Annotated in this window: 24 protein-coding genes and 1 pseudogene; 22 read left to right on the top strand and 3 right to left on the bottom strand. The window is 69.7% G+C overall.

Annotated elements, in window-relative coordinates; all coding sequences use genetic code 11:
• The first annotated feature begins 71 nt into the window (after positions 1 to 71).
• The 13 genes from rplS to ACZ5VQ_RS33775 all read left to right on the top strand — a co-directional run bounded on the left by rplS (position 72) and on the right by ACZ5VQ_RS33775 (position 11,012).
• Positions 72 to 422, top strand: a complete 351-nt coding sequence (gene rplS / locus ACZ5VQ_RS33835; protein WP_200395634.1) for a 50S ribosomal protein L19 — start codon at positions 72 to 74, stop codon at positions 420 to 422.
• 47 nt (positions 423 to 469) lie between these two features.
• Positions 470 to 1,240, top strand: coding sequence for a signal peptidase I (lepB, locus tag ACZ5VQ_RS33830; protein WP_469108291.1), 771 nt, complete (start codon positions 470 to 472; stop codon positions 1,238 to 1,240).
• Positions 1,233 to 2,318 carry a signal peptidase I gene (gene lepB, locus ACZ5VQ_RS33825; RefSeq protein WP_362086973.1) on the top strand — a complete coding sequence of 362 codons (1,086 nt, stop codon included), beginning with the start codon at positions 1,233 to 1,235 and terminating at the stop codon, positions 2,316 to 2,318. The genes lepB (ACZ5VQ_RS33830) and lepB (ACZ5VQ_RS33825) overlap by 8 nt, the downstream gene beginning before the upstream one ends.
• On the top strand, positions 2,203 to 3,168 hold the full coding sequence (lepB, locus tag ACZ5VQ_RS33820; RefSeq protein WP_469108290.1) for a signal peptidase I: 966 nt from the start codon (positions 2,203 to 2,205) through the stop codon (positions 3,166 to 3,168). Before lepB (ACZ5VQ_RS33825) ends, lepB (ACZ5VQ_RS33820) begins: the two co-directional genes overlap by 116 nt.
• A gap of 80 nt (positions 3,169 to 3,248) precedes the next feature.
• Positions 3,249 to 3,995 (top strand): signal peptidase I, encoded by a 747-nt coding sequence (lepB, locus tag ACZ5VQ_RS33815; RefSeq protein ID WP_469108289.1) that lies wholly within the window; start codon positions 3,249 to 3,251, stop codon positions 3,993 to 3,995.
• A gap of 124 nt (positions 3,996 to 4,119) precedes the next feature.
• Positions 4,120 to 4,647, top strand: a complete 528-nt coding sequence (locus ACZ5VQ_RS33810; protein ID WP_469108446.1) for an NUDIX hydrolase — start codon at positions 4,120 to 4,122, stop codon at positions 4,645 to 4,647.
• 55 nt (positions 4,648 to 4,702) lie between these two features.
• A complete protein-coding gene (locus ACZ5VQ_RS33805) occupies positions 4,703 to 5,011 on the top strand; it encodes a DUF2469 domain-containing protein (protein ID WP_055510545.1) in 309 nt (102 codons plus the stop codon).
• Positions 5,012 to 5,152: 141 nt separating this feature from the next.
• The gene (locus tag ACZ5VQ_RS33800; protein ID WP_469108288.1) at positions 5,153 to 5,524 is read left to right on the top strand and encodes a YraN family protein; all 372 of its coding nucleotides are present in this window, start codon (positions 5,153 to 5,155) and stop codon (positions 5,522 to 5,524) included.
• A complete protein-coding gene (locus tag ACZ5VQ_RS33795) occupies positions 5,524 to 7,149 on the top strand; it encodes a YifB family Mg chelatase-like AAA ATPase (RefSeq protein WP_469108287.1) in 1,626 nt (541 codons plus the stop codon). Before ACZ5VQ_RS33800 ends, ACZ5VQ_RS33795 begins: the two co-directional genes overlap by 1 nt.
• Positions 7,150 to 7,271: 122 nt before the next feature.
• The gene (gene dprA / locus ACZ5VQ_RS33790; protein ID WP_469108445.1) at positions 7,272 to 8,384 is read left to right on the top strand and encodes a DNA-processing protein DprA; all 1,113 of its coding nucleotides are present in this window, start codon (positions 7,272 to 7,274) and stop codon (positions 8,382 to 8,384) included.
• Positions 8,385 to 8,656: 272 nt separating this feature from the next.
• On the top strand, positions 8,657 to 9,493 hold the full coding sequence (whiG, locus tag ACZ5VQ_RS33785; RefSeq protein ID WP_469108286.1) for an RNA polymerase sigma factor WhiG: 837 nt from the start codon (positions 8,657 to 8,659) through the stop codon (positions 9,491 to 9,493).
• A gap of 248 nt (positions 9,494 to 9,741) precedes the next feature.
• On the top strand, positions 9,742 to 10,299 hold the full coding sequence (locus ACZ5VQ_RS33780) for a TetR/AcrR family transcriptional regulator (protein WP_190232323.1): 558 nt from the start codon (positions 9,742 to 9,744) through the stop codon (positions 10,297 to 10,299).
• Positions 10,300 to 10,565: 266 nt separating this feature from the next.
• Positions 10,566 to 11,012: a PPOX class F420-dependent oxidoreductase gene (locus ACZ5VQ_RS33775; RefSeq protein ID WP_362086955.1), complete on the top strand. Its 447-nt coding sequence runs from the start codon at positions 10,566 to 10,568 to the stop codon at positions 11,010 to 11,012.
• 20 nt (positions 11,013 to 11,032) lie between these two features.
• On the opposite strand, the gene ACZ5VQ_RS33770 is transcribed toward ACZ5VQ_RS33775, so the two are convergent.
• Complete coding sequence (locus ACZ5VQ_RS33770; protein ID WP_469108285.1) at positions 11,033 to 11,722, bottom strand: murein hydrolase activator EnvC family protein; 690 nt, start codon at positions 11,720 to 11,722, stop codon at positions 11,033 to 11,035.
• Positions 11,723 to 12,004: 282 nt separating this feature from the next.
• Here ACZ5VQ_RS33770 and rpsB point away from each other — a divergent pair, with 282 nt between their 5' ends.
• The 5 genes from rpsB to ACZ5VQ_RS33745 all read left to right on the top strand — a co-directional run bounded on the left by rpsB (position 12,005) and on the right by ACZ5VQ_RS33745 (position 16,731).
• Positions 12,005 to 12,949, top strand: coding sequence for a 30S ribosomal protein S2 (gene rpsB / locus ACZ5VQ_RS33765; protein WP_469108284.1), 945 nt, complete (start codon positions 12,005 to 12,007; stop codon positions 12,947 to 12,949).
• Between the two features lie 151 nt (positions 12,950 to 13,100).
• On the top strand, positions 13,101 to 13,937 hold the full coding sequence (gene tsf / locus ACZ5VQ_RS33760; protein ID WP_143640679.1) for a translation elongation factor Ts: 837 nt from the start codon (positions 13,101 to 13,103) through the stop codon (positions 13,935 to 13,937).
• A 197-nt stretch (positions 13,938 to 14,134) separates the two neighbouring features.
• Positions 14,135 to 14,905, top strand: a complete 771-nt coding sequence (pyrH, locus tag ACZ5VQ_RS33755; protein WP_055614582.1) for a UMP kinase — start codon at positions 14,135 to 14,137, stop codon at positions 14,903 to 14,905.
• A gap of 120 nt (positions 14,906 to 15,025) precedes the next feature.
• Positions 15,026 to 15,583 carry a ribosome recycling factor gene (frr, locus tag ACZ5VQ_RS33750; protein WP_037741929.1) on the top strand — a complete coding sequence of 186 codons (558 nt, stop codon included), beginning with the start codon at positions 15,026 to 15,028 and terminating at the stop codon, positions 15,581 to 15,583.
• A complete protein-coding gene (locus tag ACZ5VQ_RS33745) occupies positions 15,583 to 16,731 on the top strand; it encodes a phosphatidate cytidylyltransferase (RefSeq protein WP_469108283.1) in 1,149 nt (382 codons plus the stop codon). The genes frr and ACZ5VQ_RS33745 overlap by 1 nt, the downstream gene beginning before the upstream one ends.
• Before the next feature lie 116 nt (positions 16,732 to 16,847).
• Here ACZ5VQ_RS33745 and ACZ5VQ_RS33740 read toward each other — a convergent pair whose 3' ends face one another.
• Entirely contained in the window at positions 16,848 to 17,090 is a 243-nt protein-coding gene (locus tag ACZ5VQ_RS33740) for a hypothetical protein (protein ID WP_469108282.1), read from the bottom strand.
• Positions 17,087 to 17,230 carry a hypothetical protein gene (locus ACZ5VQ_RS33735; RefSeq protein ID WP_469108281.1) on the bottom strand — a complete coding sequence of 48 codons (144 nt, stop codon included), beginning with the start codon at positions 17,228 to 17,230 and terminating at the stop codon, positions 17,087 to 17,089. Before ACZ5VQ_RS33735 ends, ACZ5VQ_RS33740 begins: the two co-directional genes overlap by 4 nt.
• A gap of 153 nt (positions 17,231 to 17,383) precedes the next feature.
• Between ACZ5VQ_RS33735 and ACZ5VQ_RS33730 the strand changes: the two are divergent.
• From ACZ5VQ_RS33730 to ACZ5VQ_RS33715, 4 genes and pseudogenes are all read left to right on the top strand, one after another.
• Positions 17,384 to 18,205 (top strand): annotated as a pseudogene (locus ACZ5VQ_RS33730) (ATP-grasp domain-containing protein); the annotation flags it as partial.
• Positions 18,206 to 18,337: 132 nt separating this feature from the next.
• Entirely contained in the window at positions 18,338 to 19,444 is a 1,107-nt protein-coding gene (gene rlmN, locus ACZ5VQ_RS33725; protein WP_055614577.1) for a dual-specificity RNA methyltransferase RlmN, read from the top strand.
• A 208-nt stretch (positions 19,445 to 19,652) separates the two neighbouring features.
• Positions 19,653 to 20,735 (top strand): thiamine ABC transporter substrate-binding protein, encoded by a 1,083-nt coding sequence (locus ACZ5VQ_RS33720; RefSeq protein ID WP_469108280.1) that lies wholly within the window; start codon positions 19,653 to 19,655, stop codon positions 20,733 to 20,735.
• On the top strand, positions 20,711 to 22,426 hold the full coding sequence (locus ACZ5VQ_RS33715; RefSeq protein WP_469108279.1) for an ABC transporter permease: 1,716 nt from the start codon (positions 20,711 to 20,713) through the stop codon (positions 22,424 to 22,426). Before ACZ5VQ_RS33720 ends, ACZ5VQ_RS33715 begins: the two co-directional genes overlap by 25 nt.
• Positions 22,427 to 22,428 lie beyond the last annotated feature (2 nt).

Genomic DNA, 22,428 nt, shown 5'->3' with positions numbered 1-22,428 from the left:
CGCACGGCCTCCCTTATGGAACACCGACTTCCGTTGATGACCTGTGGCATCGGCGAAGAAAGCAGACGATCATGTCTCACCTGCTCGACTCAGTCGACGCCGCGTCGCTGCGCAGCGACGTCCCGGCCTTCCGCCCGGGTGACACCGTCAACGTCCACGTCCGCGTCATCGAGGGCAACCGCTCCCGTGTGCAGCAGTTCAAGGGCGTAGTCATCCGTCGCCAGGGCGCCGGTGTCCGCGAGACCTTCACGGTCCGCAAGGTCTCGTTCTCCGTCGGCGTCGAGCGCACCTTCCCGGTGCACACCCCGATCGTCGAGAAGATCGAGCTCGTCACCCGCGGCGACGTGCGTCGCGCGAAGCTCTACTACCTCCGTGACCTGCGCGGCAAGGCCGCGAAGATCAAGGAGAAGCGCGACAACTGAGCACTCGCGCCGGGCTCCGTATGAGGGCCGGATAGCATCTGGCCCCGATGGACGCCGAAGCACAGCACACGGAGCGCGACCGCTCCTCCCACCCCGCCGGATCCGAGGAGATCTCGGACACAGAGGGGACGGAGGAACGGTCGCGTTTCGCGTTGGCGGACCGGCTGCCCGGGGGCCGGATCACCCTGACCGTGCTGTTCTGTCTGTTTTTTCTGTTGCTGCTCAGCCGCTTCGTAATCCAGCCGTTCCAGATTCCCAGTGGCTCGATGGAGCCCGGATTGAGGATCGGGGACCGCGTTCTCGTAAATAAGTTGGCGTACCGTTTCGGTGCTGAGCCGAGGCGCGGTGACGTCGTCGTGTTCGACGGCACCGGTTACTTCGGCGACGCCGACTACATCAAGCGTGTCGTCGGCGTGGGGGGAGACCATGTGGTCTGCTGCGACAGGCAGGGGAGGATCGAGGTGAACGGCCGGTCGGTCGACGAGTCGACGTTTCTGTTCCCGGGCGACAAGCCGTCAGAGGTGTCCTTCGACGTCGCGGTGCCCGACGGCACTCTGTTCGTCCTCGGCGACCACCGTGGTGACTCCAGCGACTCCCGCGACCACCTGGGCTCGCCGGGCGGCGGCATGATCCCCCTCGACGACGTGATCGGCAGAGCCGACTGGATCGCCTGGCCCCTCGGCCACTGGACCCGCCTGGGGCGCGCCGACGGCTACGCGCGCGTGCCCGCCGCCACAGGGCCCGGCGCCCCGGCGTCGAGCGGGCCCAGCACTCCGGCGTCGAGCGGTCCGAACACCGCGGACGGTGTCCATGGGTAACCGCGGCAAGCCCCGCAGCGCCCGCAGCGCCGCCGAGGACCTCCTGCCCACCGGTAGCCGACGTACCGGCGGCCCAGTCCTGCCCGGCCGGGCCGAGCGGCGCAAGCTCGCCCGCAGGGTCAAGCGGCGCAGACAGCGTTCGGCGATCAAGGAGATACCCCTTCTGATAGGGGTCGCCCTGCTCATAGCGCTCGTCCTGAAGACGTTCCTCGTCCAGGCCTTCGTGATCCCGTCGGGCTCCATGGAGCAGACGATCCGGATCGGCGACCGCGTCCTGGTCGACAAGCTCACGCCGTGGTTCGGCTCGAAGCCCGAGCGCGGCGACGTCGTCGTGTTCAAGGACCCCGGCGGATGGCTGGAGGACGAGCAGCCGGTGGCGAAGGCGGACGACCCCATCGTCGTCAAGCAGGTCAAGGAGGTGCTGACCTTCATCGGCCTGCTGCCCTCCGACAACGAACGGGACCTGATCAAGCGGGTCGTCGCGGTCGGCGGCGACACCGTCAAGTGCTGTGACACCCAGGGCCGCGTGACCGTCAACGGCATGCCGCTCAACGAGCCCTACATCAACCCCGGCGACAAACCCTCGTCGCTCAACTTCGAGGTGAAGGTGCCCGAGGGGCGCCTGTGGGTCATGGGCGACCACCGCTCCAACTCCGCCGACTCCCGCTACCACCGCACCGAGAAGTACAACGGAACCATCTCCGAGGACGTCGTGGGCCGCGCCATGGTCATCGCCTGGCCCATCGGTCACTGGAGCCGGCTCAACGAGCCGGAAACGTATGCCTCCGTGCCCGACGCGCCCGGTGGGGCGGGCGTTGTGCTCGGCGCGTCGCATAGGGTGGCCACCGCGGATCGATACGGATTGATCCCGCTCCCGATCCCTGCGGAACTCCCGCTCGTTATGGGAGTGGTGGGCCTGCGTCGCATTCGTCGCAGGCGGCGGCACGGAGTGAGGAGTGGATGTGGGGGATTTGGCGGTCGGCGCACGGTCCGGACACGAGGGCCCCGAGGAGCGACCGGAACGACCCGAAGAGTCGGTCCCCCCGGCCGCAGAGGACGACGTAACCGCCGGAGGTGACAACGGTGGTGACTCCGGTGGTGATGGAGGCAGGCACGAGCGGGACGGCGACGGAACCGCCCCGCAGCCGAAGAAACCGCGGTCCTTCTGGAAAGAACTCCCGCTGCTCATCGGTATCGCGCTCGTTCTCGCGCTGCTGATCAAGACCTTCCTGGTCCAGGCGTTCTCGATCCCCTCGGACTCGATGCAGAACACCCTCCAGCAGGGTGACCGCGTCCTGGTCGACAAGCTGACCCCATGGTTCGGTTCGGAGCCCGAGCGCGGCGAGGTCGTGGTCTTCCACGACCCCGACAAGTGGCTGGCGGGTGAGCCCACGCCGAACCCGAACGCGATCCAGAAGGGCCTCAGTTGGATCGGCCTGATGCCGTCCGCCGAGGAGAAGGACCTCATCAAGCGCGTCATCGGCGTCGCCGGCGACACGATCGAGTGCAAGGGCACCGGCCCGCTGAAGGTCAACGGCAAGGCGCTGAACGAGTCCTCCTACGTGTACCCGGGGAACACCCCGTGCACCGTGGACGACCTCGGGGGCCAGTTCAAGGTGAAGGTACCCGAAGGCAAAATCTGGGTCATGGGTGACCACCGGCAGAACTCGCTGGACTCCCGCTACCACCAGCAGGACAAGTACAAGGGCTTCGTGCCCGTGGACAACGTCGTGGGCCGTGCCATCGTCGTCGCCTGGCCGCCCACCCGCTGGTCCACGCTGCCGGTGCCGGACACCTTCGACCAGGACCTCAGCGCCGCCGCTCCGGGCGCGCTCGGGCTCGCGGGCGCGGTGCCGCTGGTGCTGTGGCGCAGGCGCCGTCTCACCGTCGCGAACGCCAGGGTTTCTGGGCCGGGTACCGCCGGGTAGGGTGCCGTCCCAGATCGCCGATCTTCCGCGGCCCGCACCTGGGCCGCGGGGTCGATTCTCCGAGTTGGGGGAGCACTGGGATGAGCGGGACAAGTCGTACGGACGAGGGCCATGGACGGCTCGGCAGCAAGCTGTCGGGAGTCGCCATGGCCCTCGGCTGTGTGCTCTTCCTCGGCGGTTTCGCCTGGGGCGCGATCGTCTACCAGCCGTACACCGTGCCGACCGACTCGATGTCCCCGACCATCACGGCCGGCGACCGGGTGCTCGCCGAGCGGATCGACGGCTCCGACGTCGCGCGCGGTGACGTCGTCGTCTTCAAGCAGGCCAGCTGGGGCAACATGCCCATGGTCAAGCGTGTCGTGGCCGTGGGCGGGGACACCGTCGCCTGCTGCACAGAGAACAAGCTGACCGTCAACGGCAAGAAGATCGACGAACCGTATCTCCCCAAGGGCAGCGCGGCCGAGGCGACCACGATCCCGGCCATCAAGGTTCCCGAGGGCAGGCTCTTCCTGCTCGGCGACGAGCGCAGCGGCTCCCTCGACTCCACCGCCCACCTCACGGAGGCCGGCAGCGGCACGGTGCCGCGCAGCTCGGTGGACGCCCGCGTCGACGCCGTGGCCTGGCCCATGAACGGCATGCTGGCCCGGCCCACCAACTTCGAGACCCTCGGCGCCATCTCCGAGCCGGGGCCCCTGCGCCTGGTCCTCACGGCGATCGTGGTCGGCGCGGTACTCGTCCTCGGCGGAGGGGCGTACGGTCCGATCGCCAAGCGGGCGGAGCGTCGGCGCAGCCGCACCGGGACGAGGGAGCAGGCTCTTGCGGGCTGAGGCGCCGCAGGGAGCGGGCGAGCGGCCGGACTCGGCCTCGGCCGCGGATTCCGGAAGCGCGGGCGAGCGGCTGCCTGCCGAGTCCGCGAGCACGGGCGAGCGGGCGGTCCCCAGGCCCGGCGGCGTGGGCGGAAGGCCGCTTCCCGGGCCCGACGAACTCGGGGAGCTGCGGAAGGTCGCCCGGGTGGTGCTGCTCGACCCGCAGGACCGCATCCTGTTGCTCCACGGCCATGAACCCGAGGACCCGTCCGACGACTGGTGGTTCACACCGGGCGGCGGCGTGGAGGGCGACGAGACGCGAGAAGAGGCCGCCCTGAGGGAACTCGCGGAGGAGGTCGGTATCACCGAGGTCGAGCTGGGCCCGGTGCTGTGGCGGCGGACCTGTTCGTTCCCGTTCGCGGGGCGCCGCTGGGACCAGGACGAGTGGTACTACCTGGCCCGGACGGCGGATACGCGGGAGGAGGTGCCCAAGGCCACGGGACTGACCGAGCTGGAACGGCGCAGTGTCGCCGGAGCGCGCTGGTGGACGTGCCAGGAACTTAACCAGGCACATGAGACGGTGTATCCGACCAGACTCGCCGAGCTGCTGCGCAGGCTGCTCGACGAAGGGCCCCCGGCCGGTCCCGAGACCCTCGACACGGAAATCGTCTAGGGGCTCGCGGGGCTGGCGCACAATAGGGGGACGCACGGCTGAAGGGGAACATGCCATGAGCGCCGAGGACCTCGAGAAGTACGAGACCGAGATGGAGCTGAAGCTCTACCGGGAGTACCGCGATGTCGTCGGTCTGTTCAAATACGTGATCGAGACCGAACGGCGCTTCTACCTCACCAACGACTACGAGATGCAGGTGCACTCGGTCCAGGGCGAGGTGTTTTTCGAGGTGTCCATGGCGGATGCCTGGGTGTGGGACATGTACCGGCCTGCTCGGTTCGTGAAGCAAGTGCGCGTCCTGACATTCAAGGACGTGAACATCGAGGAGCTCAACAAGAGCGATCTCGAACTGCCGAGCAGCTGAGGGATCACGGTCGCCGAGCGGCCGGAGGTGAGTACGGCCACTCGTGTGGGTGACTGAGTTGTCCACAACCGAGTGGTCGTCCACCAAGATCCACTAGCGGGCCGCGGCGGGCTCAGTGTGGGTGCCGGAGGTGGTGCCCACATGAAGACGTCCAAGGCACGCAACGCACTGGGAAAGTACGGCGAGGAGCTGGCCGCGCGACGGCTGACCGAGTCGGGAATGACGGTCCTGCGGCGCAACTGGCGCTCGGGCAGGGCCGGAGAGATCGACATCGTGGCCCGGGACGGCGACGCGCTCGTCGTCTGCGAGGTCAAGACCCGCCGCGCGGGAGCGTTCGAGCACCCGATGGCCGCCGTCACCCCCGTCAAGGCGCAGCGGCTGCGCGGCCTCGCCGAGCGCTGGCTGCAGGAACACGGAGGAGCTCCACCCGGCGGCGTCCGTATCGACGTCGTCGGCGTCCTGCTGCCCGACCGCGGCGCCCCCGTCGTGGAGCACGTGCGGGGGGTGGCCTGATGGGATTCGCGCGTACGTGCTCGGTGGCCCTCGTCGGAGTGGAGGGCGTCGTCGTCGAGGTCCAGGCGGACCTGGAGCCCGGGGTCGCGGCGTTCACCCTGGTCGGCCTGCCCGACAAGAGCCTGACGGAGAGCAAGGACCGGGTGCGGGCGGCCGTGGTCAACTCCGGCGGCGAGTGGCCGCAGAAGAAGCTCACGGTGGGCCTCAGCCCGGCCTCGGTGCCCAAGAGCGGCAGCGGATTCGACCTCGCGATCGCCTGTGCGGCGCTGGGGGCCTCCGAGCGCATCGACCCACGGGTGCTCTCCGACATCGTGATGATCGGCGAGCTGGGCCTGGACGGGCGCGTCCGGCCCGTCCGGGGTGTGCTGCCGGCCGTGCTGGCCGCGGCGGACGCGGGATACGAGCAGGTGGTGGTGCCGGAATGCGCGGCCGCCGAGGCCTCCCTGGTGCCCGGGGTGTCAGTGCTCGGCGTCCGCAGCCTCCGGCAGCTGATCGCCGTCCTCACGGACGAACCGGTGCCCGACGAGGAGCCCGACGACCAGGGCCGCCCGGATCCCCTGCTCGCGGGCCTGCGCATGCCGGGGACGGGCGCGGCCACGGGCATGCACAGCATGGGCGCGATGCAGCACGACCACGGACACGACCTGGCCGACGTCGTGGGCCAGCACTCGGCACGGACCGCGGTGGAGGTCGCCGCGGCAGGTGGACACCACCTGTTCCTCGAAGGTCCGCCGGGCGCGGGCAAGACGATGCTCGCCGAGCGACTTCCGGCCATCCTGCCGAGGCTCAGCCGCGGCGAGTCCCTGGAGGTCACGGCCGTCCACTCGGTCGCCGGCCTGCTGCCACCGGGCAAACCCCTGGTCGACGTCGCGCCCTACTGCGCACCGCACCACTCGGCGACCATGCAGGCGCTCGTCGGAGGCGGCCAGGGAATCGCACGGCCGGGCGCGGCGTCCCTCTCCCACCGGGGAGTGCTGTTCCTCGACGAGACACCCGAATTCAGCAGCCACGCCCTCGACGCCCTGCGCCAGCCCTTGGAATCGGGGCACGTGGTGATCGCGCGCAGCGCCGGAGTCGTGCGCTTCCCGGCCCGGTTCCTCATGGTGCTCGCGGCGAACCCATGTCCCTGCGGCCGCTTCTCGCAGCGGGACAGCCTGTGCGAGTGCCCGTCCTCCGCGATCCGCCGCTACCAGGCACGGCTCTCCGGACCACTGCTCGACCGGGTCGATCTGCGGGTCGAGGTGGACCGCGTCACCCGTTCCGAGCTCACGGAGCGGGGTGCGCGGGGCGAATCCACCGAGACGGTCGCCGACCGGGTGCGGGAAGCCAGGGAGCGGGCCGCGGCCCGTCTGACGGACACTCCCTGGCGGACCAACAGCGAAGTGCCGGGACGGGAGCTGCGCAGCCGTTGGTTCGCCTCTCCGGGGGCCATGGACGACGCCGAGCGCAGTCTGGAGCGCGGCGTGCTCACCGCGCGCGGCCTCGACCGTGTCCTGCGCGTCGCCTGGACCGTCGCGGACCTGGTGGGACACGACCGGCCCGACGCGACGGACGTCGCCCTCGCCCTGCAACTGCGCACCGGGGTCCCTCGGGGGGTGCCCATGGCGATCGGAGCGCTGTCGTGAGCGGGGACGGCTGGGGCGGAGGGAATGACTGGGACAGCAGAGGCAGCAGGGGCAGAGGAGATGATAGGGACAGCAGGGACGGTGGGGACAGCAGGGACGACGCGCGGCTCCACCGGGCCTTCCTGGCGCGCGTCGTCGAACCGGGGGACGAGGTCTGCGGACGGTGGCTGCGCGAGCTCGGGGCTGCGGAGGTGGTCCGGCGGCTCGTCGGAGGCGGTCAGCAGTTGCCGGGCGTGACGGACAAGCGATGGGCGGGGCTGAGGGCCCGGGCCGAGCGGGCGGACCCGGAGCGCGACCTCGCCGTGGCCCGGGACGCCGGGACGCGGTTCGTGTGCCCGGGGGACACCGAATGGCCCGCACAGCTGGACGACCTCGGGGACGCGCGGCCCACAGGTCTGTGGGTGCGAGGGCGGCCCAGCCTGCGGATATGGGCGCTGCGCTCGGTCGCGGTCGTGGGCGCACGGGCCTGCACCGAGTACGGCGCGCACATGGCGTCCGTACTGGGCGCGGGGCTCGCCGAGCGGGGATGGGTCGTGGTGTCCGGGGGTGCCTACGGGGTGGACGGCGCGACACACCGCGGTGCTCTCGGCGCGGGCGGGGCCACCGTCGCCGTACTCGCCTGCGGGGTCGACCGGCCCTATCCGCGCGGGCACACGCAACTGATCACCCGCATCGCCGAACAGGGACTGGTCGTGGGTGAGTTGCCGCCCGGCGACCATCCGACACCGAGCAGGTTCATCCTGCGCAACAGGGTCATCGCGGCGTTGACGCGCGGCACGGTGGTCGTCGAGGCGGCGTACCGAAGCGGCGCTCTGGTCACCGCCCGGGCCGCCCAGCGGTTGGGCCGGTACGCGATAGGGGTACCGGGCCCGGCCACCAGCGCGCTCTCGGCAGGTGTGCACGAACTGCTGCGCGGGGACGCGGCGCTGGTCACGGACGCCGCGGAAGTGGCGGAGCTGGTCGGCGACATGGGCGAGCTGGCGCCGGACCGGCGTGGGCCGGTGCTGCCGCGCGACCTCCTGGACCCCGCCGCCGCCCGTGTGCTGGCCGCGCTGCCGGCCCACGGGACCGCGTCGCCGCAGGACACCGCCAGGGGCGCCGGGACGACGGAGGACGACGCGGTCGCGAGACTGTACGAACTCCGCTCACTTGGGTTCGTCGAACGACACGGCGACGGCTGGAAGTTGACACGCCAGGCCACTATCTCCGTCGACATGGATCGGGGGCGATGCTGACCGAGAGTGTTCGGCCGTCCGGGCGACCCCCCGAAACCCTTGGCAGTTCCCGTAGTTGGCGCTCCACGGCGATTACGCACGGCGACGGTCGTGCCCCTGAGGGGCGCGCAGCGGAACGTATCTGCGCACGGTGGATCCCTCGCCCTTCGCGCACTGCGACGCTCCAGTCACGCTACGCTCACAAGGATTCCGACTCAGACAGGCAACTCGACATCAGACCGACAGCTCACTCAGACACCCCCAGTTCACGGCAGAACGGCACAAGGCGACGAATGCCCCAGCACACCTCCGGGTCTGACCGGGCGGCTGTTCCCTCCGCTGCCCGCGGCGGCGTGCGGCCGCCCGCCCCCTCGACGCTCGACGAGCTGTGGAGGTCGTACAAGACCACGGGCGACGAGCGACTGCGCGAGCAGCTGATCCTGCACTACTCGCCGCTGGTGAAGTACGTCGCGGGCCGGGTGAGTGTGGGGCTACCGCCCAATGTGGAGCAGGCGGACTTTGTCTCGTCGGGAGTGTTCGGGCTGATCGACGCCATCGAGAAGTTCGACATCGAGCGGGAGATCAAGTTCGAGACGTACGCGATCACGCGGATCCGGGGCGCCATGATCGACGAGCTGAGGGCGCTGGACTGGATCCCGCGGTCCGTGCGGCAGAAGGCCCGCAACGTCGAGCGGGCCTACGCGACGCTGGAGGCACGGCTGCGGCGTACGCCGTCGGAGTGCGAGGTGGCCGGTGAAATGGGCATCGCGGTCGACGAACTGCATGCGGTGTTCAGCCAGTTGTCGCTGGCGAACGTGGTGGCCCTGGAGGAGCTGCTGCATGTCGGCGGTGAGGGCGGCGACCGGCTGAGCCTGATGGACACCCTTGAGGACACCGCGGCCGACAATCCCGTGGAGGTCGCCGAGGACCGGGAACTGCGGCGCTTCCTGGCACGTGCCATCAACACACTGCCCGAGCGCGAGAAGACCGTCGTCACGCTCTACTACTACGAGGGGCTCACGCTCGCCGAGATCGGCAATGTCCTCGGTGTGACGGAGAGCCGGGTCAGCCAGATCCACACCAAGTCCGTCCTCCAGCTGCGCGCCAAGCTGGCGAGTTTCGGTCGCTGACCTCGTTCCCTCGGACCCTGATCTCGGTTCCGCAGTCGCTGATCTCGCTGAAGCGTCCCTGCCTCCGGCGCGGGGCGGCGCCCTGCGGGGGCGCGTGCGGTGAAGTCGGATGCTGCCCGCCGCAACGCCTCTGAAGTGGGACTTCTTCCGGCCGGGGACCCAGGGATCAAGCCCTGACGGGCGAGAGTCTCCCGTCTTGGGCGGGGCATCCGTAAAGTGGGAGCGTGCCAAGGATTCGAGCGGCCTCCGTGGCCGAGCACCGGTCGATGCAGCGAGCCGCCCTGCTGGACGCGGCACGGTCACTGCTGTCCGAGGGCGGGACGGAGGCGCTGACGTTCCCGGCACTGGCCGAGCGGACGGGTCTGGCGCGGTCCTCCGTGTACGAGTACTTCCGGTCGCGGGCGGCCGTCGTCGAAGAGCTCTGCGAGGTCGACTTCCCGGTATGGGCGGCCGAGGTCGAGGCGGCGATGGCGCTGGCCGGGACACCCGAGGGCAAGGTCGAGGCGTACGTCCGCCAGCAGCTGGGCCTCGTCGGCGACCGGCGTCACCGGGCCGTTGTGGCGATCTCCGCGAGCGAACTCGACGCGGGTGCGCGCGAGAAGATCCGCGCGGCTCACGGGGGACTCGTCGCGATGATCGTCGAGGCGCTGCGGGACATCGGTCACGAGCAGCCCCGGATGGCCGCGATGCTCCTCCAGGGGATCGTGGACGCGGCCGTGCGCAGGATCGAGATCGGCGCGGCCGAGGATCCCGTTGTGATCACCGATGCCGCGGTGGCGATGGCCCTGCGGGGCGTGCAGGGCTGAGCCCCTCCGGGGCCGGCGGGCGGGACCCCTCCGGCGTCGACGGTCGGGGTTCTGCCGGCCTCGGACGGTCAGGATCCCTCCGGCGCCGGTGGACGGGATCCCTCCGGCGACGGCCGGGCGGTGTCGCTCCGGCGGCTGCTGGTCTGGGTGTCTTTCAGGTGTGTCGGTGGGTGTCGAATCGGTGGGATGCCGTTCGTATGGGAGTGGAGGATCCCTCCCTTCCGGGAGGGCGGCGCCCCTTTCGACACGTACGCCCGGAGGTTGTCATGTCGTTCACCGACGAAGAGATCGCCTACCTGCGGTCACAGCCGCTCGCCCGCGTCGCGACGCTGTCTCCCGATGGCCGGCAGCCCGATGTGGTCCCGCTCGCCTTCGAGTACGACGGCACGCACTTCTGGGTCGGCGGCAGCGGCTCGTCGGTCGCCGGGACCCGCAAGTTCCGCAACATCCTGGCCGGTCACCACGAGGTGGCCCTCGTCATCGACGATCTGGTGTCCCTCGATCCGTTCATCGCCCGAGGGGTACGGGTCTACGGCATCGCCGAAGAACCCGTCGAGCGTGTGGGGATGGTCGGCCCGGGGCTGTATATGCGCATTACGCCGACCGTCTCCTGGAGCTGGAACATGGCGGGCCGTCCGGTGGGCGCGGAGTGGTACCCGTCGCGGCGGTCGGTCCATGAGGCGCCGCCGTCCGGCCGACCGGACCAGGGCTAGGGCTGGGGCTAGGCCTGGGGCTAGGGCACGGCCCGTACCTCGGGCTCGGGCACTCCGATGACCGGCAGCAGCCGTGACGGGCCCCGGCCGAGCAGCCAGGGCGGCAACAGGGACAGGGGGTCCAGGTAGGTGTCGGCCCGGCGCAGTCCCCAGTGCAGGCAGGACGCCGGGCAGTGGGAACCCGTCGGTTCCAGTACGCCGATCACCTCGCCCGCCGTCACCTCCGCGCCCTTCCTCGCCGTCGCCCGCACCGGCTCGTAGGTCGTGCGCAGGGGAGGGTCGCCCGTGCCGTTCAGTTCCACCGAGACGACTCCACGGCCCGCTACCCGGCCCGCGAAGGACACACGGCCGGGAGCCACGGCACGGACCGGGGCGCCGGGGGCCGCGGTGAGGTCGACCCCGCGATGGCCCCGGCCGTAGGCGGTGGCCGGGGGTTCCCAGCCGCGTACCACCGACGGACGCAGGCCCACCGGCCAGGCGCGGCCGACGGCCGGCACCGGTGTGTCGGCGGGTGGAGCCGGGACGGCGGGTGGAGCCGGGAGCGAACCGCCGCCGGAACCGCCGCCGGGACCGCCGCCGGGATCGCCGCCGGGATCGCCGTCGAGGGCGGTCGCCGCAGGGGGAGCGGCGCCCACGGCGGGCACCATCACGGCCACCATCACGGCCAGCAGCAACGTCAGCCACGTACGCATCGATCGGTCTTCTCGCATGCGAGAACGGTCCCGTGCGGGACGGAAAAAAGTGGATCATGGCCAGGATCTGTGGAGTACCGGCCGGTTGTGGACAGCGGCGTCACCCGGCACCTCGTGGGTCCCGTACACTTCTTGTGGCGATCCGGGTCACCGGGTCGACTTCGCACGCCCCGACACCAGGCCCTCAAACAGCCGGTGTCAGCGCCTCTCGGTCCCTAGCGGGCAAGGCGCATCGCGGGCGTCAGGCGCGAGTGCCGTCCGGCACGCGCGGCACAACCGAGAAACTCAAGGAGAACGGCCATGGCCGTCGTCACGATGCGGGAGCTGCTGGAAAGCGGCGTCCACTTCGGTCACCAGACCCGTCGTTGGAACCCGAAGATGAAGCGATTCATCTTCACGGAGCGCAACGGCATCTACATCATCGACCTGCTCCAGTCGCTGTCGTACATCGACCGCGCCTACGAGTTCGTCAAGGAGACCGTCGCCCACGGCGGCACGGTCATGTTCGTCGGTACGAAGAAGCAGGCGCAGGAGGCCATCGCCGAGCAGGCCACCCGCGTCGGCATGCCCTACGTCAACCAGCGCTGGCTGGGCGGCATGCTCACCAACTTCTCCACCGTCTACAAGCGTCTGCAGCGCCTCAAGGAGCTTGAGCAGATCGACTTCGAGGACGTCGCCGCGTCCGGTCTCACCAAGAAGGAGCTTCTCGTGCTCTCGCGCGAGAAGGCCAAGCTGGAGAAGACCCTCGGTGGTATCCGCGAGATGTCCAAGGTTCCCAGCGCCGTCTGGATCGTGGACACCAAGAAGGAGCACATCGCGGTCGGCGAGGCCCGGAAGCTCAACATCCCGGTCGTCGCCATCCTCGACACGAACTGCGACCCCGACGAGGTCGACTACAAGATCCCGGGCAACGACGACGCGATCCGCTCCGTCACCCTGCTCACCCGCGTGATCGCCGACGCCGTCGCCGAGGGCCTCATCTCCCGTTCCGGTGCCGGCAAGGCCGCCGAGGGTGACAAGGCCGCGGGCGAGCCGCTCGCCGCGTGGGAGCGCGACCTGCTCGAGGGTGGCGAGAAGAAGGCCGACGAGGCTCCCGCCGAGGCGCCTGCTGCTGAGGCCCCTGCCGCCGAGGAGGCCCCCGCGGCCGCCGAGGCCGAGGCTCCGGCCGCTGCCGCTGCCGAGGCTCCCGTCGCCGAAGCCCCCGCTGCCGAGGCCGAGAAGCCGGCCGAGGCCGAGCAGGCCTGACGAACCAGCGTCACGGTTGAGTGACGGCGGGCGGTGCCAAGGGCGCCGCCCGCCGTTCACCCCCAGACCGTAGATCTTCGGTGGACGCCCGCCCGATCAGCGGCGGACGCCGACTTCGAGACTTCGAACTCCGAGAAGAGATTCACAGATCATGGCGAACTACACCGCCGCTGACGTCAAGAAGCTCCGCGAGCTCACCGGCGCCGGCATGATGGACTGCAAGAAGGCCCTGGACGAGGCCGACGGCAACGTCGACAAGGCCGTCGAGGCGCTGCGCATCAAGGGCCAGAAGGGCGTCGCCAAGCGCGAGGGCCGCTCCGCCGAGAACGGCGCCGTGGTCTCCATCATCGCCGACGACAACACCTCCGGCGTCCTGGTCGAGCTGAAGTGCGAGACGGACTTCGTCGCCAAGGGCGAGAGGTTCCAGGCCGTCGCCAACACGATCGCCGAGCACGTCACCAAGACCTCCCCGGCCGACCTCGAGGCGCTGCTCGCGTCCGAGATCGAGGCCGGAAAGACGGTCCAGGCGTACGTCGACGAGGCCAACGCCAACCTGGGCGAGAAGATCGTCCTGGACCGCTTCGCGCAGTTCTCCGGCGCCTACGTCGGCTCGTACATGCACCGCACCATGCCCGACCTGCCCCCGCAGATCGGTGTCCTGGTCGAGCTGGACAAGGCCGACGCCGACCTCGCCAAGGGCATCGCGCAGCACATCGCCGCCTTCGCGCCGAAGTACCTCTCCCGTGAGGACGTTCCGGCCGAGGTCGTCGAGTCCGAGCGTCGCGTCGCCGAGGAGACCACCCGCGCCGAGGGCAAGCCCGAGGCCGCCCTCCCGAAGATCGTCGAGGGTCGCGTCAACGGCTTCTTCAAGGAAGCCACCCTTCTCGGTCAGCCGTACGCGCTCGACCAGAAGAAGTCCGTCCAGAAGATCCTGGACGAGGCCGGTGTCACCCTGAAGCGTTTCGTACGCATCAAGGTCGGCATCTGATCCGTACCGCGATCGACGCGCGACCCCGATAGGGTCGACAGCAGTCGTCCGTCTTGGTTGCGTATGCCGCCACGCGCATGCGTGACGGTCGACAGCAGATCTGACGAGGAGGCCATTGCCGCGCATGGGTTGCTACCGACACCCCACCGGCAATGGCCTCCTTTGTATGTGGGACACGTAGAAGAGGCGAGATCTCCATGACCACCACCAAGGCCGACAAGGACGAAAAGAGCGACACCGGCAAGGGCGCCGGCCGCTTCCTGCTGAAGCTTTCCGGCGAGGCTTTCGCCGGTGGCGGGGCACTCGGCGTCGACCCCGACGTGGTGCACAAAATGGCCCGGGAGATCGCCGCGGTGGTCCGCGGCGGTGCCCAGATCGCCGTCGTCATCGGCGGCGGCAACTTCTTCCGCGGCGCCGAACTCCAGCAGCGCGGCATGGACCGGGCCCGCTCCGACTACATGGGCATGCTCGGCACCGTCATGAACTGCCTGGCCCTCCAGGACTTCCTGGAGAAGGAGGGCATCGACTCGCGCGTGCAGACCGCCATCACCATGGGGCAGGTCGCCGAGCCGTACATCCCGCTGCGGGCCGTGCGGCACCTGGAGAAGGGCCGCGTGGTCATCTTCGGTGCGGGCATGGGCATGCCGTACTTCTCCACCGACACCACCGCCGCCCAGCGCGCCCTGGAGATCGACGCCGAGGCTCTGCTGATGGGCAAGAACGGTGTGGACGGGGTCTACGACTCCGACCCGAAGACCAACCCCGAAGCGGTCAAGTTCGACTCGCTCAGCTACGGCGAGGTCATCACCCGCGACCTCAAGGTCGCCGACATGACCGCGATCACCCTGTGCCGCGACAACAAGCTCCCGATCCTCGTCTTCGAGCTTCTGGCCGAGGGCAATATCGCGCGGGCGGTCAAGGGTGAGAAGATCGGCACGCTCGTGGGTGACCAGGGCAGTCGGGCCTGACCGGGGGATGGACAATGTCCTGCCGGTCGGGAACCGTGCAGGAATAAGACGCGACGCAGCCGGCCGCCTACCCGCCAAGGAACCGCAGCCGGGCCTACTCAAGACACGCAGGAGCAAGTGGTGATCGAAGAGACCCTCCTCGAGGCCGAGGAGAAGATGGAGAAGGCCGTCGTGGTCGCCAAGGAGGACTTCGCCGCGATCCGCACCGGTCGTGCGCACCCGGCGATGTTCAACAAGATCGTGGCGGACTACTACGGCGCGCTGACGCCGATCAACCAACTGGCCTCGTTCTCGGTGCCCGAGCCGCGCATGGCCGTGGTGACCCCGTTCGACAAGAGCGCGCTGCGCAACATCGAGCAGGCGATCCGTGACTCCGACCTCGGCGTCAACCCGAGCAACGACGGCAATATCATCCGGGTGGTGTTCCCCGAGCTGACGGAGGAGCGCCGCAAGGACTACATCAAGGTCGCCCGCACCAAGGCCGAGGACTCCAAGATCTCGATCCGCTCCGTCCGCCGCAAGGCCAAGGACGCCATCGACAAGCTGATCAAGGACGGCGAGGTCGGCGAGGACGAGGGCCGCCGTGCGGAGAAGGAGCTCGACGACACCACCGCGAAGTACGTCGCCCAGGTGGACGAGCTGCTCAAGCACAAGGAAGCAGAGCTGCTCGAGGTCTGATGAACGACTCTTCCTGGGGGGCGCCGCCACAAGCCGGGTACTGGGGGCCGTCCGACCAGGGGCCTGTCCAGGGGGCTGCCCCGGCGGGTCCCGCCTACGATGCGCACGACGCGCAGCAGACTCGCCCCATGCCCATCGTGCCCGACGTACCCGCGCATGGCGGAGACCAGGATGACGACCGGGGGGCTGCTCGGACGGGCGGTCCCCTGTTCCGCGACGAGACGCCTCGGACGCCGCCGCACCAGGATCCGGCCTCTCAGGTGCCGTCCCACCAGTCGCAGAATCCGCAGGAGCCCATGTCCAGCGCCGCACAGCCCGCACCCGCGCCGCAGAAGAAGAGCGCGGGCCGCGACCTGGGCGCTGCCATAGGGGTCGGGGTCGCGCTCGGTGCGGTGATCGTCGCGTCGCTGTTCGTCGTCAAGGCCGCCTTCGTCGGCGTGATAGCGGTCGCCGTCGTGGTCGGCCTCTGGGAACTCACGTCGCGGCTCGCGGAGCAGAAGGCCATCAAGGCGCCGCTCGTGCCGCTGGCGGTCGGCGGTGCCGCGATGGTCGTCGCCGGATACGTCCGGGGCGCCGAGGGTGCATGGGTGGCGATGGCGCTCACCGCGCTCGCGGTCCTGGTCTGGCGGATGACGGAACCGCCCGAGGGGTACCTCAAGGACGTCACCGCGGGAGTCTTCGCCGCTTTCTACATCCCGTTCCTCGCCACATTCGTGGCGATGATGCTCACCGCGGACGACGGTGCGCGACGGGTGCTCACGTTCCTGCTGCTGGCCGTGGTCAGCGACACGGGCGCGTACGCCGTCGGCTGGCGCTTCGGCAAGCACAAGCTCGCCCCGCGCATCAGCCCCGGCAAGACCCGCGAGGGCCTGCTGGGCGCGCTCGCCTTCGCCATGGTGGCGGGCGCGCTGTGCATGCAGTTCCTCATCGACGACGGCACCTGGTGGCAGGGCCTGATCATCGGCCTCGCGGTCGCGGCCAGCGCCACGCTCGGCGACCTCGGCGAGTCGATGATCAAGCGCGACCTGGGCATCAAGGACATGGGCACCTTGCTGCCGGGGCACGGCGGCATCATGGACCGCCTGGACTCGCTGCTGCCCACGGCTCCCGTGGTGTGGCTGCTGCTGGTGCTGTTCGTCGGTAGCTGATCGTCGGTAGCTGTTCGTCGGGAGCCGACACCGAGGCTCGCGGTCTGCGGTTTTGCGGTACGAGGGGCTCGTCGTCCAACTGGACGGCGAGCCCCTGACGTATGTCCGGGCCGATGTCAGTCCGTGCCGTATTCGTGCGGTCGGCCGTCCTGCCAGTCCACCCAGTGCGGATCGTCCAGGAGCTCCCACGCGTCCGGCAGGCCCGCGCGGCGCAGGAACTCGATCAGGTCGGCGTCGCTGTGCGCGAGGCCGGCGAACCGGGCGCGGATCGACACCCGGCGGCCGCCGGTGCCCGCCGCGCGGTGCACGACGATGGGCGCGGTGCTCTCGCCTTCGGGTGGCGACTGTTCGCGGTTCACAGCGCACCGCGGGCGGTGTCTGTATCGGTGGCGGGCGTGGGGGTGGCGGAGGCGCTGGTGTCGTCGGTGCGGCGCAGCCGCCGGACCAGCCGATCGCGGTTGCTGCGCCGATGATCCTGGCGAGACACATATTCGTACACGAGTTCGATTGTAGGTCCAGGTGTGGCCGATGGGACAGTGCCCGCGTCCTCCGGCATCAGGCCTGAGTGAGTCGGCGGCCCACGACCACGCGCCTGCCCGAGGCGTGCCCTGCGGGATGGGTAGGTTTGTCGCACCGCCTAAGGAGATGTGCGATGCCGGACCGCCGTAGAGCTCTGTACGTGACCGATCTCGCCTACCCGGCCCGGGGGCGGCGCTACTGCGACGAGGACATCTTCCTGACCTCCCGACTGCGCGACGACTTCGACATCGCCCTGTGCCACCCGCTGGACGCCGCCGCACTGATGGACGCCTTCGATGTGGTCGTGGTCCGCAACAGTGGGCCCGTGCTGCACTACCAGAAGGAGTACGAGGCCTTCCGGGAGCGGGCCACGGCCGGCGGCATCCGGATCTACAACCCGTTGACCGGCCGCGGCGACATGGCCGGCAAGCAGTACCTGCTGGAGCTGACCGCCGCGGGACACCCGGTCATCCCCACCGTCGACCGGGCCGAGGACCTGCACCTGCTCCCCGAGGCCGGCCAGTACGCGGTCAAGCCGAAGGTGGGCGCGGACTCCATAGGCCTGGCCTTCGTGCCTCGCGAGCGGCTCGACGGCCTCGCCTACGGCGACATCCTGGTCCAGCCGCGCATCGACTTCCGCTACGAAGTGTCCTTCTACTATGTCGACGACGCGTTCCAGTACGCCCTCCACGCCCCCGACCCCGAGCGGCGCTGGGTCCTTGAGCCCTACGAGCCCACCGACGCCGACCTGGACTTCGCCCGGCCCTTCATCGACTGGAACACCCTCGACCACGGCATCCAGCGTGTGGACGCCTGCCGTACCCGGGAAGGCGCGTTGCTCCTCGTCGAGCTGGAGGACCTCAACCCGTACCTGTCCCTGGACCTGGTCTCCGACCGGACCCGTGACTCCTTCGTGGCGAGCACGACGGAATCCGTCCACCGATTCCTGGACGCCCGGACTCGCCCCTGTAGCTCGCCCCCGAGGCGGCGTACGGGATCTCGAGGGCGGTCGCTCGGCAGTCGCTCGGCGACCGCGCGCTGCCGGGGGCACAAGTCACACGAATCGATCTGCGACACTGGTACAGCCATGCCTAAGCCCGGAGAACTCACTTTCGTCGCCCCCCGCGGAGCCAAGAAGCCGCCGCGGCACCTTGCCGATCTCACGCCTGCCGAGCGTAAAGAGGCGGTTGCCGCGGTCGGTGAGAAGCCGTTTCGTGCCAAGCAGCTGTCGCAGCACTACTTCGCGCGGTACGCGCACGACCCGGAGCAGTGGACCGACATCCCCGCGGGATCGCGCGCCAAGCTGCAGGAGGCGCTGCTGCCCGAGCTGATGACGGTCGTGCGGCATCTCTCCACCGACGAGAACACCACGCGCAAGACCCTCTGGCGGCTCTTCGACGGCACGCTCGTCGAGTCCGTGCTGATGCGCTACCCGGACCGGGTCACCATGTGCATCAGCTCGCAGGCGGGCTGCGGGATGAACTGCCCGTTCTGTGCGACCGGACAGGCCGGTCTCGACCGGAACCTGTCCAGCGCCGAGATCGTGCACCAGATCGTGGACGGGATGCGGGCGCTGCGGGACGGCGAGATTCCCGGTGGGCCGGCCCGGCTCAGCAACATCGTCTTCATGGGCATGGGCGAGCCGCTGGCCAACTACAAGCGGGTCGTCCAGTCGATCCGGGCCCTCACCGACCCCGAGCCGGACGGGCTCGGGCTGTCGCAGCGGGGGATCACCGTCTCCACGGTGGGTCTCGTCCCCGCCATCAACCGGTTCGCCGACGAGGGCTTCAAATGCCGTCTCGCCATCTCCCTGCACGCACCGGACGACGAGTTGCGCGACACGCTCGTGCCCGTGAACACGCGGTGGAAGGTGCGGGAAGTGCTGGACGCCGGATGGGAGTACGCGGCGAAGTCGGGGCGCCGGCTCTCCATCGAGTACGCGCTCATCCGGGACATCAACGACCAGGCGTGGCGCGGTGACCGGCTCGGGCGGCTGCTCAAGGGCAAGCCGGTGCATGTGAACCTGATTCCGCTGAACCCGACCCCCGGCTCCAAGTGGACCGCCTCGCGGCCCGAGGACGAGAAGGCGTTCGTCGAGGCGATCGCCGCCCATGGTGTGCCCGTCACCGTCCGGGACACCCGTGGCCAGGAGATCGACGGGGCCTGCGGGCAGCTCGCGGCGACCGAGCGGTAGTCTGGCGGACGTACGTACATCTTCATATTCCGACAGGGGAGCGCCACAGCGCTGAGAGTGCGGGACAGCCCGCAGACCCTCTGAACCTTGCCCAGGTCATTCTGGGTAGGAAGTTCGGTCACTACTCAAGCTGTTGCGCCCTGCCCGGGATCCGACCGAGGTCCCGGGCAGGGCCGCGTCTCTTCCTGGTCACCCCAGGAGGAATTCAGTGAGCACCACCACCAGGAAGTTCACGGCCGTGGCCGTGGGACTCGGCCTCGCCGCGCTCACCGCGTGCGGTTCGTCCGACTCCGGCGACGAGGGCTCCGGGTCCAAGACCGTCACCCTTGTCAGCCATGACTCCTTCGCGTACACCAAGGCCGTACTGAAGGACTTCGAGAAGCAGTCCGGCTACAAGGTCAAGGTCCTCAAGGACGGCGACGCCGGTACGGCCGTCAACAAGGCCATCCTCACCAAGGACAACCCGCAGGGCGACGTCTTCTTCGGCGTCGACAACACCCTGCTGTCGCGGGCGCTCGACAACGGGCTGTTCCAGTCGTACGAGGCCAAGGGTGCCAGTGGCATAAAGGCCGAGTACCGGGTCGACCAGGACAAGCACCGCGTCACGCCCATCGACTCCGGCGACATCTGCGTCAACTACGACAAGGCCTACTTCAGCAAGCACAAGCTGGCCCCGCCGACGTCCTTCGACGACCTGATCAAGCCCGAGTACAAGAACCTGCTCGTCACGGAGAACGCGTCCACGTCCTCGCCCGGCCTCGGCTTCCTGCTCGGAACCGCCGCGAAGTACGGGGACAAGGGCTGGCAGGACTACTGGAAGAAGCTCAAGGCCAACGGCGTGAAGGTGGTCGACGGCTGGGAGCAGGCCTACAACGTGGAGTTCTCCGGGTCAGCCGGCGGCAAGAAGGCCAAGGGCGACCGGCCGCTCGTCGTCTCGTACGCCTCGTCCCCGCCCGCCGAGGTCATCTACGCCGACCCGAAGCCGAAGACCGCGCCGACCGGTGTCGCGGATGGCACCTGCTTCCGCCAGGTCGAGTACGCGGGACTGCTCAGCAACGCGAAGAACACGAAGGGCGGCAAGGCGCTCATCGACTTCCTGATCACCAAGCAGTTCCAGGACGACATGCCGCTCAACATGTTCGTGTACCCGGTCCGTGAGGCCGCCGAGGTGCCCCAGGAGTTCCGGAAATTCGGTCCGCAGGCCGAGAACCCCGAGACCCTCGATCCTGCCAAGATCGCCGACAACCGTGACGAGTGGGTCAAGTCATGGACCTCGCTCGTTCTGAAGTAGAGCCCCGCGCCGAGGCGGAGCCGCCCGCGCGCCGGCGTCCGCGCACCCGTACGCGCCCGCGTACCGGGAGCGCGGCGCGGCTCGCTCTCATGGCCGTGCCCGTCGCGTTCTTCGGGATCTTCTTCGCCTACCCGGTCGCGGCGATCACGGCCCGCGGGCTCAGGATCGACGGGGTCTGGCGGTTCGGGCGGATCGGCGACGTGCTCGCGCAGTCCGACATCCGGCACGTCCTGTGGTTCACGACCTGGCAGGCGCTCGCATCGACCGCGCTCACGCTGCTGATCGCGCTCCCCGGCGCGTATGTGTTCGCGCGCTTCGATTTCAGGGGCAAGCAGATCCTGCGGGCCGTCGTGACCGTGCCGTTCGTGCTGCCGACCGTGGTCGTCGGCACGGCGTTCCTGGCCCTCCTCGGCCGCGGCGGGCTCCTGGACGAGCTGTGGGGCGTACGGCTCGACACGACCGTGTGGGCGATCCTGCTCGCGCACGTCTTCTTCAACTACGCGGTCGTCGTCCGCACGGTCGGCGGTCTCTGGTCGCAGCTCGATCCGCGTCAGGAGGAGGCCGCGCGGATGCTCGGCGCCTCACGGTTCGCCGCCTGGCGCAGGGTGACGCTTCCGGCGCTCGGCCCGGCGGTCGCGGCAGCCGCGCTCATGGTCTTCCTCTTCACCTTCACCTCGTTCGGCGTGGTGCAGATCCTCGGCGGCCCGACCTTCTCGACGCTCGAAGTCGAGATCTACCGGCAGACCTCGGAGATCTTCGACCTCTCGACGGCCGCCGTCCTCACCCTCGTCCAGTTCGTGGCGGTCGGCGCGATCCTCGCCGTCCACGCCTGGACCGTACGGCGGCGGGAGACGGCCCTGCGCCTGGTCGACGCGTCCGTGACGGCCCGACGGCCGCGCGGCGCCGGGCAGTGGACGCTGCTCGCCGCCGTCCTCGCCTCCATCGCCGTGCTCCTGGTGCTGCCGCTGGCCGTGCTGGTCGAGCGGTCCCTCGACGCTCCCGGATTCGGCTACTACACGGCGCTGACCAGCGACGAGGGCGGCATCTTCCTCGTCCCGCCGATCGAAGCCGTCGGCAACTCGCTGCAGTACGCCCTCGCCGCCACCGCCATCGCCCTGCTGATCGGCGGACTCGCGGCCGCCGCCCTCACCCGCCGGGACGCCGGCCGTCTCGTACGGGGCTTCGACGCGCTGCTGATGCTGCCGCTCGGCGTCTCCGCCGTGACCGTCGGGTTCGGCTTCCTCATCGCGCTCGACAAGCCTCCGCTGGACCTCCGGAGCACATGGATCCTCGTGCCGCTCGCGCAGGCGCTGGTGGGCGTCCCCTTCGTCGTACGGACCATGCTGCCCGTGCTTCGGGCGGTGGACGGACGGCTGCGCGAGGCGGCGGCGGTGCTCGGGGCCTCGCCGTGGCGGGTGTGGCGCGAGGTCGATCTGCCGATGGTGCGGCGGGCGCTGCTGATCGCGGCCGGGTTCGCCTTCGCCGTGTCGCTGGGCGAGTTCGGCGCGACCGTCTTCATCGCACGGCCCGACAACCCGACGCTGCCGGTGGCCGTGGCACGGCTGCTCGGGCGGGCCGGGGAGCTCAACTACGGGCAGGCCATGGCCCTTTCGACGATCTTGATGGTGGTGTGCGCGGTGGCGCTGCTGGTTCTCGAACGCCTTCGCACCGACCGGACCGGGGAGTTCTGACC

The sequence above is a fragment of the Streptomyces sp. NPDC033178 genome (genome assembly GCF_055577685.1).
Note: the sequence above shows the minus strand (reverse complement) of the source record. Positions and strands in the feature narration are given on the sequence as shown.